Here is a 14,920-nt window from a genome sequence, read left to right as displayed (position 1 = left end):
CATATAGTTTGGGAGGGGGAAAAGAAGTGGCAACAGATCATTCATTACGTTTTTCATTAAAAGAATCTGTTTGGTTCCAAAAAGGACAGGAAGTCGAAGAACTTTTGTCAATTTCGTTAGATCCAGACGTTGAGATAGAAGAGCTTGATCATGAAGTTATCGTGAGAGGGCAATTAGATTTAACGGGAGAGTATGTTGCGCGGCAAGATGATTCGGCTTATTCATTAAGAGATTTATCGCCAGCGAAGTCGATTGATTATGTAGAAACAAGGGAAGATGGGGTTAATGAACTTGTTCATTCCTTTCCGCTTGAAATATCAATTCCGAGAAACCGTGTGAAAGTAATTGAAGAACTATATGTATCTATTGAGGAATTTGATTATGAATTAAAGGAAAATGGTTGCTTACAATTATTAGCGGATATATCTATCACTGGTTTATGTGATGAAGAAAGAATCGAGGATGAAGAGGAAGAAACAGCGTATGCTGAGTTAGAGGCTGATTCCGCAAAAGAAGATGAAAATAGACCCGCTATGCACGTAGAAGAACCAGTCTATAAGGAATCAGATGAGTGGGAAGATTACGCATTTGAACCGTTTCAACTAGAGCAAAGAAAAGAGCAGGAAGTAGAGGAAGAGGAAATAGAAGAACATGAATTTGTGGAGCGTGAAGAGGAGAAAGAATCAACGCCACAATTTGAATTGTTCGGAAGAAAAGATTTCAAGAAAGAAAAAGCGAAAAAACAAGAAGAGCAAGAAGAAGAAACGTATTCACAGCGAGATGAAAATGCACTTTATTTAACGAAAATATTTACGAAAGAACCGGAAGAAGAATTTACAAAGTTAAGAATGTATTTCGTGCAAGAAGGGGATACAATCGAATCTGTTGCAGACCGTTATGAAACGTCTGTACAAAACTTATATCGTGTCAATCAAACAGAAGATATATATTTAACTGCGGGACAAATTATTTATATTCCTGTTTCAAGGGCAAAAGCGAAATAAGTGAGTGTTTTCACTCGCTTATTTTCCTAAAGGCTATGTTTTGAATAGAAAGGGTTATTCGTATGGATATTGAATTACGAAATCGCTATGAACCCATTGTAAGGCAATATAGATTGGATACACAGCATATGGAAGAGCACGGAAGTGTAACGAAAATTTACACGAATCAAGGTCCGTATGCGCTCAAGAAAATAGAAGACGGGAAGTTAGAGCGGAATAACTTTTTGCACCATATTCAATATTTGAAGGAGAAAGGTTTTTCAAATTATGTACCTATATACCATGCGACAGATGGAAATTATATTTTAAGTGACGGGACGTATAATTATTATTTAATGCCTTGGTTAGAACGTGCGGAAGGCAACGGCGAGGATAATGATCAATACTATAAAATGTTTCAAACTCTCGGGACGTTACATCAAAAAACGGTGAAAGAAGAAACGTATACAGAAGAAGATTTAGAAAAACATTATACAAATATATCCGATCGCTGGGAGAATGATGGTGAGATGTTAGAAGAGTTTCTCGTAGAATCTGAAGCGAAGTGGTATATGTCTCCGTTTGAATTGCAATATTGTACGTACTATCATCATGTAATGAGGGCGCGTGAATTTGCAACGAAGCAATTAACTGAGTGGAACGATGCGATGAAAGAAAAAGAAAAAACACGTATTACTTTTGTACATGGTAACGTATCGCTTAATCATTTCTTATTTGATTATGAACGGAATGGCTATTTTATTAGTTTAGAAAAATCGAAGTTTGCCACACCGGTGCAAGATATAGTAGGGTTTTATTCTCGGTCTTTAAACACGTATCCAATTGCACGAAGTGATCGGTTTGAATGGTATCAAATGTACCAAAAGAATTTCCCTTTTACGAAAGAAGAGCAACTACTCATGTTTGCGTATATGACGTATCCATCGCAATTTATTCGGCAAATCCAGTCTTATAAGAAAAGAAGAGAGAGTCGCAATGAGGAAAATGAACTTCTCGGAGTAAAGAGCTTGCAACAATCGCATTGGCTCGTTAGCAATATAGAATATTTCCTTTCGCAATTACAAGCTGCCCAGCAAGGGAACGGATAAGGGGATCTTACTGCCCGCAAATAGTGGGATAAAGAAGATAAGTAGAGGATGCTACTTATCTTCTTTTTTTGCCCAAAAAGCCGTAGTATTAAATTTATCTTGACGAATAGGGTTTCGTTTTTTACACTATTGTATATAATAATTAACAATCATATAAATGCCTTGAAGGGGAAGAGTATAACAAGAAACGTCTTCAGAGAGGAGAATCATTAGCTGGGAGATTCTCTAGATAGTTATGTTAGAAGGTAGCCCTGGAGCATCTTTTCTGAACGGAATAGTTCTCATTAGGAAAAGACGGATTTGTCCGTTATCAAATTAAGAGTATAAGCAAATTTCTGAATTTGTTTGTAAATAAAGGTGGTACCGCGATGTCCCTCGTCCTTTTTGGATGAGGGGCATTTTTTATTTTAAGGAGGGAAAATAATGTCAAATACGGAAAAGAATTTACCAACTAAATATGATCATATGTCCGTTGAAGAAGGCCTTTATCAATGGTGGCTTGAAGGCAAATATTTCGAAGCAACAGGAGATGAGAAGAAACAACCATACACAATTGTAATTCCACCTCCGAACGTAACTGGTAAGTTACACTTAGGTCATGCTTGGGATACAACTCTTCAAGATATTTTAACTCGTACGAAGCGTATGCAAGGTTACGATGTATTATGGCTTCCAGGAATGGACCATGCGGGTATCGCAACACAAGCGAAAGTAGAAGGAAAACTTCGTGAAGAAGGTATTTCACGTTACGATCTTGGCCGTGAGAAATTCCTTGAAAAAGCTTGGGAATGGAAAGAGGAATACGCGTCTCACATTCGTCAACAATGGGGGAAAGTTGGTTTAGGACTAGACTATTCTCGCGAACGTTTCACATTAGACGAAGGTTTATCTGATGCGGTTAATAAAGTATTCGTTCAATTATACGAAAAAGGCTTAATTTACCGCGGTGAATATATTATCAACTGGGACCCAGCAACACGCACAGCTCTTTCTGATATTGAAGTAATTCATAAAGAAGTTCAAGGTGCATTCTACCATATGAACTATCCGTTAACAGATGGTTCTGGTCATATTCGTCTTGCGACTACTCGTCCAGAAACGATGCTTGGTGATACAGCAGTAGCAGTTCATCCAGAAGACGATCGTTACAAACATTTAATCGGAAAAACAGTTACACTTCCAATCGTAGGCCGTGAGATTCCGATTATTGCTGATGAGTACGTAGAAAAAGATTTCGGAACAGGCGTTGTAAAAATTACACCAGCTCATGACCCGAATGACTTTGAAGTAGGTAACCGTCATGACTTACCACGTATCTTAGTAATGAACGAAGACGGATCAATGAACGAAAAAGCTGGTAAGTATAACGGTATGGATCGTTTCGAATGCCGTAAAGCGTTAGTGAAGGACTTACAAGAAGCGGGCGTATTAGTAGAAATTGAGCCTCATATGCATTCAGTAGGTCATAGTGAGCGTAGTGGTGCAGTTGTTGAGCCGTACTTATCAACACAATGGTTCGTAAAAATGGCTCCACTTGCTGAGAAGGCAGTAGAGCTTCAACAAAAAGAAGAAGAGAAAGTAACGTTCGTACCAGAGCGTTTCGAAAACACATATTTACGCTGGATGGAAAACATTCACGACTGGTGTATTTCTCGTCAATTATGGTGGGGACACCGCATTCCAGCTTGGTATCATAAAGAAACTGGTGAAGTATACGTAGGTACAGATGCACCAGCAGATATTGAAAACTGGAATCAAGATAACGACGTACTTGATACATGGTTCAGTTCAGCGCTATGGCCGTTCTCAACACTTGGCTGGCCGGATGAAGATTCAGCAGACTTTAAACGTTATTATTCAACAGATGCATTAGTAACGGGTTATGACATCATCTTCTTCTGGGTATCTCGTATGATTTTCCAAGGTTTAGAGTTTACAGGGGAGCGTCCATTTAAAGATGTATTAATTCACGGTTTAGTTCGTGATGAGCAAGGACGTAAAATGAGTAAATCTCTTGGTAACGGTATTGACCCAATGGATGTTATCGAGAAGTACGGTGCAGATGCAATGCGCTATTTCTTATCAACAGGAAGCGCACCAGGTCAAGATCTACGTTTCAGTATGGAAAAAGTAGAGTCTACGTGGAACTTCATTAATAAAATTTGGAACGCATCACGTTTCGTATTAATGAACATGGATGATATGAAGTATGAAGAAATCGATTTAACTGGTGAAAAATCAGTTGCGGATAAGTGGATTTTAACTCGCTTAAACGAAACAATCGAAAGCGTAACGCGTAACATGGATAAATATGAGTTCGGTGAAGCTGGTCGTTCATTATACAACTTCATTTGGGACGATTTCTGTGACTGGTACATTGAAATGGCGAAACTGCCACTATATGGTGAAGATGAAGCAGCTAAGAAAACAACTCGTTCTATTTTAGCTTACGTATTAGACCAAACAATGCGTCTATTACATCCATTCATGCCATTCGTAACAGAGAAGATTTGGCAACATTTACCGCATGAAGGCGAATCTATTACAGTAGCAGCATGGCCAACAGTTCGCGAAGATTTACAAGATACAGAAGCTGCGGCAGAAATGCACCTTCTAGTTGATATCATTCGCTCTGTTCGTAACATCCGTGCAGAAGTTAATACGCCGATGAGCAAAAAAGTTCAAATGCAAATTAAAGCAAAAGATGAGGCTGTACTTGCTCAACTTACAAAAAACAGCTCTTACATTGAGCGTTTCTGTAACCCAAGCGAATTAATAATTCAAACGGATTTACAAGCACCAGAAAAAGCAATGACTGCAATCGTATCAGGTGCAGAGTTATTCTTACCGTTAGCTGATCTTATCAATCTTGATGAAGAGAGAGCACGTCTTGAGAAAGAATTTGAGAAGTTCGACAAAGAAGTAGAACGTGTACAGAAGAAACTTTCAAACCAAGGTTTCGTAGCGAAAGCTCCTGCAGCAGTTATTGACGGAGAGCGTGCGAAAGAGCAAGACTACCTAGAAAAACGTGAAGCAGTTCGCCAACGTCTAGCAGATCTTGAAAAGTAAAATGTTTTTTAGAGGCTCACTATATTGGTGAGTCTCTTTTCTTTGCGTATAATAGGAGTATGAAGGTTGTCTTTTGAAAGGGGAAAGCATACGTGATACATACATACGAAGAAGCGATAGGATGGATTCATAGCCGATTGAAGTTTGGTATTAAACCAGGATTAGAAAGAATGAGATGGATGCTAGAAGAGCTCGGAAATCCAGAGCGTCACATAAAATGTGTTCATCTTGCTGGTACAAATGGAAAAGGTTCAACGTTAACATATATGCGCTACATGTTAGAAGATGCAAAATATAAGGTAGGAACATTTACCTCTCCATATATTGAAACATTTAACGAACGTATTAGTGTGAACGGGACACCAATTGCAGATGAAGAGATTACTGAACTTGTAAAGATGGTAAAGCCAGTCGTTGAAAAACTAGATGGGACAGATTTAGGGGAAGCGACTGAGTTTGAAATTATTACTGTTATGGCAATTTGTTATTTCGGTAAAGTTAATTTCTGTGATGTTGTTTTATTTGAAACAGGGCTTGGAGGGCGCTTTGATTCTACGAATGTTATTCATCCTGTTCTTACGATTATTACAAATATCGGCCACGATCATATGCATATTTTAGGGAACACACTAGGAGAAATTGCATATGAAAAGGCGGGGATTATTAAGTCTGGTGTTCCAGTTATTACTGGTGTACGAGATGAGGAAGCATTGCAAGTCATTCAAAAAGTTGCAAAGGAAAATCATGCAAACTTATACGAGATGGGCAATCATTTTACAGCGTTACATAAACAGTCTAGTGAAGATGGAGAACAGTTCGATTTCACTTGTCCTTTTGCCACCTTTGAAGATGTGCAAATCTCAATGAAAGGTATTCACCAAGTAGGAAACGCAGCACTTGCACTTATGGCAGTCATGTATGTCAAAACATACTTGTCATTTTTAATTGAGGAAGAAGAAATAAGAACTGGATTACAGGAAGCATATTGGATTGGGCGATTTGAAAAACTGCAAAGCAATCCAGATATTATTATAGATGGTGCCCATAACCCAGAAGGTATCGAAAGTCTTGTGAAAACAGTAGAATCACATTACAAAAATAAAAATGTAATAGTTTTATTTACTGCCCTAGGTGATAAACAATTGCATAATATGGTAGATCAATTAGAAACCATTGCCGATGAAATTATTTTTACAACATTCGCCTTTGATCGTGCTATTTCTGCTGACAAACTTGCATCGTATGCAAAGAAAGAGTCAAAACTAGTTTTTGAAAATTGGAAAGAGGCAATTGATACGAAGGTTGAAATGATTGGAGAAAATGATGTTTTTATCATAACAGGTTCTCTTTATTTCATTTCGGAAGTTCGAAAATATATTTGCGAGAAAAACTAGATAGTCTTTGCTATCTAGTTTTTTTGTTCTACAAATGAAGTCAAATGCATACATATAAGATAAATATATAGGGTTATTTGGCGAATTCCTCTGACAAATATCTCGTTTTTTTGTGAAATGAATATGATATGATGCGGACAACGATAAGAGGTGAGGTGTGAGTGTATGGACAAGCAATCACGAACGATCTCAGTGAAAGTGAATGGAACCGAAGCGAAGTATGAGGAGAAGAAGAAAGATGAATTTGAATGGATGGTAGTAGAAAGTGAAAGACCGAAAAACGTTGTTCCGTTTCAAAAAGCGAAATTGGTGTCTAAGGAAAAAAAACGAAAGAAGTGGAGCAATACGTTAATTGCAATCGTTGCAACTGCGATTGTTATTGGTACGGCTTTTGGGATGGGAATGCTACAGTTACTTAAAGGACAAGGTGCGACAGGGGGAAGCGAAGTAACAGCTTCGAAGCAGATGCGAAATGAAGAATCAAAGGTGGGTGGAACGGCAGAACAAACACCGGAACCAAAAGAGGAAAAACAAAAAGCACAGACAGGAACGTCATTAGATCCAATGAAATTATTTTTTGTGCAAGGAGGGATTTATTCTTCCGAAGAAAAGGGACAGGCCGCTCTTGAAGAGTGGAAAGGTAATGGAGGCGTTGCAGCTTTAAAACCGAGCGGTGATAAGTATGCATTAGTTGTTGGTATTGCTAGCGATGAACAAAGCATAAATCAATTAATGACGCAGTATAAAAATGATAATGTTTCCGTATTGAAAAAGAACTGGGATATAACAGATAAAGCGTTACTTAAAGACGATAAAGAAATTGGGGCGTTTTTAACAAAAGTACAGCCATTATATACTCATTTAGCAAAATATGCTTCCAGCGTACAAGCTAGTGGAAAAAGTAGTGCAAAAGATATAGGTGCGATTGAAAAAGAGTGGGAAGCAATTGAAAAAGAAGGAAAAGGTATGAAGCAGGAAGAAGCAAAGAAATTGTATATGTATACGTCAGTAGCTGTGCAAACAGTGAAGGATGGAAAGGGTGATAAGGAATCTTTGGCGAAATTAAATCAAGTTATTATTGATGGTATACTTTCATATGAAAAAATTGTTTCCCAAAAGGTGAAATAATAGGATAATGAAATGACGAAGGAAGAAGTATAGGTACTTCTTTCTTTTCTTTTGAATTTAGAGCAAAGTGCTTTCTCTATGGCAGGAATATAATCGTATTTTAGTAAAAAGTATTATTTTATTTAGAGAAAATAATATTTCTTTCATTTGTGGACAAACTATTCCTTTGATACGATTGATGTAAATGATTCTGCTTCATGTGAGAAAGGAAGGAGAAAATATGAGAAAAATTATTTTAGCATCAGGATCACCTCGCAGGAAGGAACTGCTTGAGTTAGCGGATGTACCATTTGAAATCATTGTAAGTGAAGTAGAAGAGACGATTGGTGCGTACTCATCACCTTCTGATATCGTTATGTCCCTGGCCCTGCAAAAAGCATCTGCGGTAGCAGAAACGAATAGTGATTACATTGTGTTAGGTGCAGACACAATTGTTACATATGAATCGCGTATTCTTGGAAAGCCTTCTAATGAGGCTGGGGCGAAAGAAATGTTGCAATTATTATCAGGGAAAACACATGAAGTGTATACTGGTGTTGCAATTATAGCAAAAGACAAAACAGTCACTTTTTACGAGCGCACAGAAGTTACGTTTTGGGAATTAACAGAAGAGGAAATTGACGTATATGTTGCATCAAAAGAACCTCTTGATAAAGCAGGAAGTTATGGAATTCAAGGTAAAGGATCTATTTTTGTTCAACATATTCAAGGGGACTACTATAGTGTAGTCGGGTTACCAATTTCACGTCTTGTTCGGGAATTAAAACAATTTAATATTGATGTAACCCATGCGTAAAATTGCATGGGATTTTCTTTGAGAGAACAAATAAAAGGGGTGGAGAAATGAACGGTATTCGTGATGTTGTCAAAGAAGAACAGCCACGGGAGCGTTTATTGTTAGAAGGAGCTGGAAGTTTATCGAATCGGGAGCTTCTTGCTGTGTTACTTAGAACAGGTTCTAAAGAAGAAACAGTTTTAAAGTTATCAGATAAAATTTTACATCACTTTGATGGTTTACGTATGTTGAAAGATGCAACGTTAGAAGAGCTTGTCAGTATACATGGTGTTGGGATTGCAAAGGCAGCCCAGCTTATAGCTGCTTTTGAACTTGGTAGAAGAATGGTACGTTTAGAATATCAAAATAGATACAGCATTCGAAGCCCAGAAGATTGTGCGAGATATATGATGGAAGAAATGCGCTTCCTGCAACAGGAGCATTTTGTATGTTTATATTTGAACACAAAAAATCAAGTTATACATAGGCAAACGGTTTTCATTGGAAGTTTAAACACATCAATTGTACATCCAAGAGAAGTTTTTAAAGAAGCGTTCCGCCGCGCAGCAGCCTCTATCATATGTCTTCATAACCACCCTTCAGGAGACCCCACGCCGAGCCGAGAGGATATTGAAGTAACGAAACGCTTAGTAGAATGCGGCCAGATTATCGGAATTGAAGTTTTGTTATCCTAATAAAAAATATAGGGCGAAATTATATTAGCATTGAAAATAATCATGTATCTCACTTTTGCCCTATTTTAATTTAAAATATGAGCTGCGTATATATCTGTTGTGTGGTTAAGTTGATTATATTGATTTAAATGGTTTTTTTAATCAATAAATGTATTAAATCGTGGAGCTTTAATTTTAGGTATATATAGTGAAGGATAGGGGAATGAAGATTACCATCGGAGGGTACACTGGCTATTTTTTTTGTTCTATTTACTAATTATTTTAGGATCCCCTCTTGTAGGGATAAGAATTGAAGTAGAGGATAGTTGTTTGATTTTTATATTAGGGGAAGGAGAGCCATCGGCTCTCTATTTTTTATTTTTGTATGAATGAAGGGGGGAGAATTATAGACTTGTCAGTTTTATTTTGATGTCTTATTTCTAGACGAGGTTAGCGAATTAAAAGTGTTGAAGTAGCAGAAGAGTTTGTGCTCTTCTTTCAGCGGCTAAGTTTGAGACATGAATATATAATCGGGAAAGTTAAACGTATGTTTGTTTGGAAGAGAAGTTAAATAATATATAATTTAAAATTAGGTTTTAGGATGATTTTCTAATAATAAGTAATTCATGTAACTCACTTCATTTTGCAGATGATGAAGACAAATTAGAGATATGTATACTGGAAGGTTATAAAGCGGCTTGGGAAATAGATGTAGTTCTATTAGTAACCTTGTCTAAAGAATACAACGTAGATATAAAAATTTATATTTTTGGGCGTGGTATGGAATTTAATCAAGATGTTGAAATTTATAAGGGCGAAATTATTAAGGATGTAGAGATTGAATTTGATAATTACATGTGGGAATGTATCAATCCTAATATAGGCGGATGACAATCAAACAAAAGCTTTATTTGGAAGTAAAGGCAGGTGATGAAAGATGATGGGATTTAATCCGTTTCATGAATGTTGGAAGAGAGGCGGTTATGTTTCATGGACAGCATATTTGATAGGAATGTCGCTTATAACAATAGTGATTGCAATAGCAAAGATAGTTATTTAATAAAAACGAGCACTTGTGCCAGAGTGCCCGCTTATGAAATCTTAAACCATTTTATTTATGTTTATGTGTGTGAGTCATGAACAAGGAATAATTAGGAAAGTAAGGATTCAAGATAGTATATGTATGTTGGAGTGGTTGGTTCTTTAAACCAAAAAAAGCAGCTAGCAAAAGCTAACTGCTTAAAGAAAAGGGTGACCGAAATAACAAAAAACTCGATTAAAGGAGGTGTTTACAGTATGCACATGAGTCCATTTTTTATACCAGGTAGTCATGAATGTTTGGTTATATATACCTAATGTTGAACGATGATTTTGTTGATTAGACGGGTAGAAATTAAGAAATTGAGAATGAAAAACAAACCTGTTTTAGGAAGGCGTTGGTGAGCTACTGAATGAATCGGGAATATGAATTTTATATACAGATATAACAATTCAGCATCTTATTTAACACCTATGATGTTTTCAATCGAATTAAAGGGATTTTTATGATCTATATGAAACATCCCTATGTTCCTCGTGGGGAGCATTTATGTAAGTGTCTGAAAGGGTTTCACCTGGTTTCAAAATCCAAATGGAAGTCCAGCTACTATCAGAGATATGGATAGACCTTAAAGCGATTGTGGCATCGTTCCATGTTTCGTGATAGCTTACAATATCTGTATAATCACCAAGTAAAATGTAAAAGTTAGTATTGTTAGTAAAGAAGTTTTTTTGCTTAATACCATTCATTATTAAATCCTCCTTGCAATGGTTGATTGTATTTTTTTATGTATGGTAATCAAATTATTTGGTTAAAATAACCAAGGTTGAGCAAGTTAGTAAAACTAAGTGCTCAACTTCGAAGGTGATTCAAATATGGGATGTCTCCTGAAGGGGAGATTTTTATAATATATTCGGAGTTAAATGATTTATTCTTAATTAGGGATAAAAATGGTTTTAAAAACCATAAAATAAAAATGCTGTTGTAAAGTGAGGGTAGAAGAATGAAAGCTTTGAAGAAAAGAAAAATTAGAAAAGCAATTGCGCGTCGTGCGAAGGTAGTGGAAAAATATCAGTTTGATAAGGCTTGGAGGAATATTTTTGTACGAACTGGTTATTTGAAATAAATGGAATTTGGATAGAGTCCGGATAGAAAACTAGAGGCCACCAATTTTTAAAACAGCAATTGCAGCTGTCTTAAGAAATGGTGGCCTCTTTTATTTTGGAAGGGGGATGGGGAAGGAAGACACTAAAGGATTAATTACATGAGTGGGGAAAACAAGTGGAAAATAAAAATTAAGTATGCGTGAAATTGAAGAATGAATAGGGATTCGTGGCTCGCGTTATGAACGTAGACTTAGAGCATTAAGACAAAAGTAATAAAAAGGAGTGGTCTTGTATGACGAAACAGTTATCTTTCTTACCAAAAATTGATAGAATAGCAACGCAGAAAAAATTAGAAGGTGTTCTCGAAAATGTACGTTTATATAGACAGTTTGGAATGATGAGTGAAGAAATGAAAGTCACTCCTTCTTATGAAATTAGATATCATGGACCTACAAATGATGTAGGGAAGCCACTAGAAGATGTAGCGATGGTTAATATCCAACAAAGTAAAAGAGAAGAGTGGATTAAGCAAACATCATTTCGTATTGACCAGTTTCTTAGTCGTTTGGGTAATGGACGCGCAGGAAAGGATCAAAGAGACATCATCATTAAGCGTTATTTAGAAGATGTATGTGATTATATGGTATATAGTGAAATCGGCATGAGCGAGCGTACGTATCGACGTGTTAAGGCTAGAGTATTTTATAAACTTGCTTTTGCTCTTAGATTAGAAGTTTATGAGACTGAAGAAACGGGAGGTAATGAATCATGAATTTTGTTCAGCCCATACGTAATCTAGAGCAAATACAGTATTTTAAAGAAAAGAGCTTACGTAATTACATTCTCTTCATTATGGGAATCAATACAGGTTTGAGAATATCGGACATTTTGAAATTGAAGGTAGGGGATGTCAAAGGTAGTCATATATCTATGAGAGAAAAGAAAACCGGGAAACAGAAACGAATACAAATTACTGCAGCATTGAAAAGAGAACTCAAATGGTTTATTGAAGAAAGAGAAGATAGTGAGTATTTATTGCACAGTAGACAAGGTAGGAATCGTCCAATTGGTCGTAGTATGGCATATAAGATATTAAGAGGAGCAGCGGCAGAGTTTGGATTAGATGAAATAGGAACACATACATTGAGAAAGACGTACGGGTATCATATGTACATGCAAACAAAAAAATAGCATTTTACTACTTATGGAGATATTCAATCACTCGTCAGAGAAGGTCACATTACGTTATATAGGGGTAAACCAAGATGCAATGGATAAAGCAATGACTAGGTTTAAAATCTAAGCATTGCTTTTTCTTTTTGAATCTATACAGTTACTCGTAAAATTCATACTGTGTAACTCAAAAGGGAATGTTTAATTAGGTCAATGATATCAAGGGATTTGGGGAAAGGGTCAGTTACACACAATATAAGATATGGGTAACTGCAGGTATCGAGAAATCGAATGGTGTATATACATAAATATAAACTGTAAGGGGAGGTAATTGTGATTCATGTTAAATGAAGAACTATTAGAAGGAATCATTAAATATAAAAGGAATACGGGAAGAAATCCAGATATGTTAAAGCTGAATCCAACTTATTTTAGGAATATTCTAGAAGAATTGAATTATCCACATTGGATTATTAAAAAGAAAATGACAGAAATGAAAAAAAGTATATTCGGTGTACCAGTAGAATTAACAGAGGCAGTGAAAAAATTTGAACTATGAAACACACTGGCAGAGTTGTGACCGCTTTTTGTCAGAAAATGTGACGGTTATTTTGGAAGTAATGTGTTATATTTGTATGGTGGGAAGTGTCGGAAAACGCAACTCACGATAATGATATTAAAATTCTAAACGGTTCATAATGACGGTATCAAAAATCCGAAACCAGTTTTCGATGGTGCGAGATTGAATGTAGCTGTTGAATGAAAAGAGCATCTTGAAAGATGCTCTTTATTTTGTATATAGAAAAATACTAATTCTTATAGTAATTATGTTTACAAAAAAGAATGTTACTCTGTCATCTTATTTCTTTATTTAGAGTAAACAGGGAATCTTTGATGTGGTAGGAATGACTTGAAAAAGTGTTGTATTGCTAATGCATGTGCATGGATACAATTATAAACGAAGAGGTAGTTTTTGTATGAACTCGTAGGTATAAGGAGCGCGTGTTTTTAAAGTTTCATGGGTAGAACTATTCAAGTAATAGTAGGCATAGGCTTCAGCAAAATATTCCTCTGGATAGTAGTAATAAGAACTGTTGGAAAAGGAATTATATTCACGACTATGAATCCTTAAGAATTCTTGTGAATAGCTAATGTTTTGGAATACATAACGATCAATCGCGTGAGCTGTTTCGTGTAATTCAAGATTGATTGAAGTATGCATATTACCATAATTACTATATCCTATACGAGCAACAACAGGATTCCCGCCAATACCTGGAACAGAGTCCCAGGTATATCCTGTACCTTCCCAGCCTCTAGGGATTTGCCCTCTTAAATAAGTATATTCGGGTAAATAAGTGATAGGAAAGTTAATGAGTTTAATACGAATATTTTTATGGTAAAGAGCATATAGAGTTTTGCTATCAATGTTGCTAATACGCTGTATCATATTGGCGGCTTCTTGTTGATTATAGTTGCCGGAAGTTTGGACGATGATAAGTTGTTGAGGAAGATTCGCCGGTGATGGTGTGTGCAGTTTTAGGAAACCCGGAAGGGTGGATGGAAAGAAAGGAGAGGTAGAGACAGAGGGATTCGTTGTATTTTTATCAGAAATGATAGGTTGTCCTTTTTGAGCGCTCACACTAATCGAGGGTATAATTAGGAATAATGAGAAACATAAGACAGTTAAGAGTAATTTTTTGAATTTCATAGTTATTCATCCTTTGAAAGTAATTTATATCCATAGTATTATATTATGAAGTTTAGATAATGGTGATAAGAATGTAATCGTTATTTTTATATGTAAAGAGGAAAAGAAAAAATAGGGATGAAGTTATTGGAGAATTATAGCTTTTTCGTATGTTCTCACACAATGCTAATGTGCAAGATAAGTCTATAGCTTGCTATAAAAAAGAGAGCTACATGGTCTGTATAAGACAAGTCATGTAGCTCTGTAAGTGAGTAGGAGGACAAGTGAGTTTTTATGTCCTCGCAGAAATTTAATTAGGGTATATGTATTTTAACATGCCGGGCTTGTAGTGAGGAGAGAAAAGTGTTCTTTTAATAAAGGACAAAAAATAGATAGTTGAATATAGGATTGTATGGTATTTTAAATTAGGTAAATGATGGCGGAAACCACTTTTACGATATATGTATAAGCAGATTTACGGGCATCCATTGTAATTCGGAAGAGCTTTTGCTCTTCTTTCAGCCGCTAAGTTTTAGACATGAATGTATAACCGGGAAAGTTAAACATATATGCTTAGCGGTTGAAAGAGGGGCTAAATAATACATAATGTTAGATTAAGTTTTTAGGGTGATTTTTTAATAATAAGTAAATGCAGTACAAGTTGTACTAGAAGAGAGTACTTTTATTATTGAGGTGCTCTTTTTGATAGGATTTATAATGGGGTGATGGATTAAGGCGGTAAGGGATGAATGATGTATGAAGGAATGAAAAATGCGAAGA

At 36.1% G+C, this 14,920-nt stretch carries 12 protein-coding genes, 1 pseudogene and 1 other annotated feature; of the genes and pseudogenes, 11 read left to right on the top strand and 2 right to left on the bottom strand.

Translation table 11 applies throughout. The annotated features are described in order from the left end of the window. Positions 1-26 precede the first annotated feature (26 nt). From spoVID to radC, 7 genes are all read left to right on the top strand, one after another. Positions 27-1,004: a stage VI sporulation protein D gene (gene spoVID, locus QCI41_RS12765; protein WP_060488206.1), complete on the top strand. Its 978-nt coding sequence runs from the start codon at positions 27-29 to the stop codon at positions 1,002-1,004. Between the two features lie 62 nt (positions 1,005-1,066). After that, positions 1,067-2,092 (top strand): spore coat protein YsxE, encoded by a 1,026-nt coding sequence (ysxE, locus tag QCI41_RS12760; RefSeq protein ID WP_353837361.1) that lies wholly within the window; start codon positions 1,067-1,069, stop codon positions 2,090-2,092. Positions 2,093-2,245: 153 nt separating this feature from the next. Beyond that, positions 2,246-2,478: a binding site (T-box leader), on the top strand. Positions 2,479-2,515: 37 nt separating this feature from the next. Continuing rightward, the gene (locus QCI41_RS12755) at positions 2,516-5,161 is read left to right on the top strand and encodes a valine--tRNA ligase (protein ID WP_000072220.1); all 2,646 of its coding nucleotides are present in this window, start codon (positions 2,516-2,518) and stop codon (positions 5,159-5,161) included. Positions 5,162-5,253: 92 nt separating this feature from the next. Further along, a complete protein-coding gene (locus QCI41_RS12750; RefSeq protein WP_353837362.1) occupies positions 5,254-6,555 on the top strand; it encodes a bifunctional folylpolyglutamate synthase/dihydrofolate synthase in 1,302 nt (433 codons plus the stop codon). A gap of 165 nt (positions 6,556-6,720) precedes the next feature. Further along, complete coding sequence (locus QCI41_RS12745; protein ID WP_353837363.1) at positions 6,721-7,683, top strand: stage II sporulation protein B; 963 nt, start codon at positions 6,721-6,723, stop codon at positions 7,681-7,683. Between the two features lie 220 nt (positions 7,684-7,903). Next, positions 7,904-8,479, top strand: a complete 576-nt coding sequence (locus QCI41_RS12740; protein ID WP_353837364.1) for a Maf family protein — start codon at positions 7,904-7,906, stop codon at positions 8,477-8,479. Between the two features lie 47 nt (positions 8,480-8,526). Then, positions 8,527-9,153 carry a DNA repair protein RadC gene (gene radC, locus QCI41_RS12735; RefSeq protein ID WP_353837365.1) on the top strand — a complete coding sequence of 209 codons (627 nt, stop codon included), beginning with the start codon at positions 8,527-8,529 and terminating at the stop codon, positions 9,151-9,153. A gap of 1,521 nt (positions 9,154-10,674) precedes the next feature. Here the strand turns inward: radC and QCI41_RS12730 are convergent. Beyond that, positions 10,675-10,920 carry a hypothetical protein gene (locus tag QCI41_RS12730; protein ID WP_353837366.1) on the bottom strand — a complete coding sequence of 82 codons (246 nt, stop codon included), beginning with the start codon at positions 10,918-10,920 and terminating at the stop codon, positions 10,675-10,677. Between the two features lie 254 nt (positions 10,921-11,174). Here QCI41_RS12730 and QCI41_RS12725 point away from each other — a divergent pair, with 254 nt between their 5' ends. From QCI41_RS12725 to QCI41_RS12710, 4 genes and pseudogenes are all read left to right on the top strand, one after another. Then, positions 11,175-11,297, top strand: coding sequence for a DUF3983 domain-containing protein (locus tag QCI41_RS12725; RefSeq protein ID WP_000645584.1), 123 nt, complete (start codon positions 11,175-11,177; stop codon positions 11,295-11,297). A 272-nt stretch (positions 11,298-11,569) separates the two neighbouring features. Next, positions 11,570-12,049: an ArpU family phage packaging/lysis transcriptional regulator gene (locus QCI41_RS12720; RefSeq protein ID WP_353837367.1), complete on the top strand. Its 480-nt coding sequence runs from the start codon at positions 11,570-11,572 to the stop codon at positions 12,047-12,049. Further along, positions 12,046-12,580 (top strand): annotated as a pseudogene (locus QCI41_RS12715) (site-specific integrase). Before QCI41_RS12720 ends, QCI41_RS12715 begins: the two are co-directional and overlap by 4 nt. Positions 12,581-12,790: 210 nt before the next feature. Then, complete coding sequence (locus QCI41_RS12710) at positions 12,791-13,009, top strand: hypothetical protein (protein WP_097856892.1); 219 nt, start codon at positions 12,791-12,793, stop codon at positions 13,007-13,009. Positions 13,010-13,402: 393 nt separating this feature from the next. On the opposite strand, the gene QCI41_RS12705 is transcribed toward QCI41_RS12710, so the two are convergent. Beyond that, the gene (locus tag QCI41_RS12705; protein ID WP_353837368.1) at positions 13,403-14,161 is read right to left on the bottom strand and encodes an anthrax toxin lethal factor-related metalloendopeptidase; all 759 of its coding nucleotides are present in this window, start codon (positions 14,159-14,161) and stop codon (positions 13,403-13,405) included. Between the last annotated feature and the right edge of the window lie 759 nt (positions 14,162-14,920).

The organism is Bacillus cereus group sp. MG4, from assembly GCF_040460055.1.
In the GTDB taxonomy this organism is placed as follows: Bacteria; Bacillota; Bacilli; order Bacillales; family Bacillaceae_G; genus Bacillus_A; species Bacillus_A wiedmannii.
Note: the sequence above shows the minus strand (reverse complement) of the source record. Positions and strands in the feature narration are given on the sequence as shown.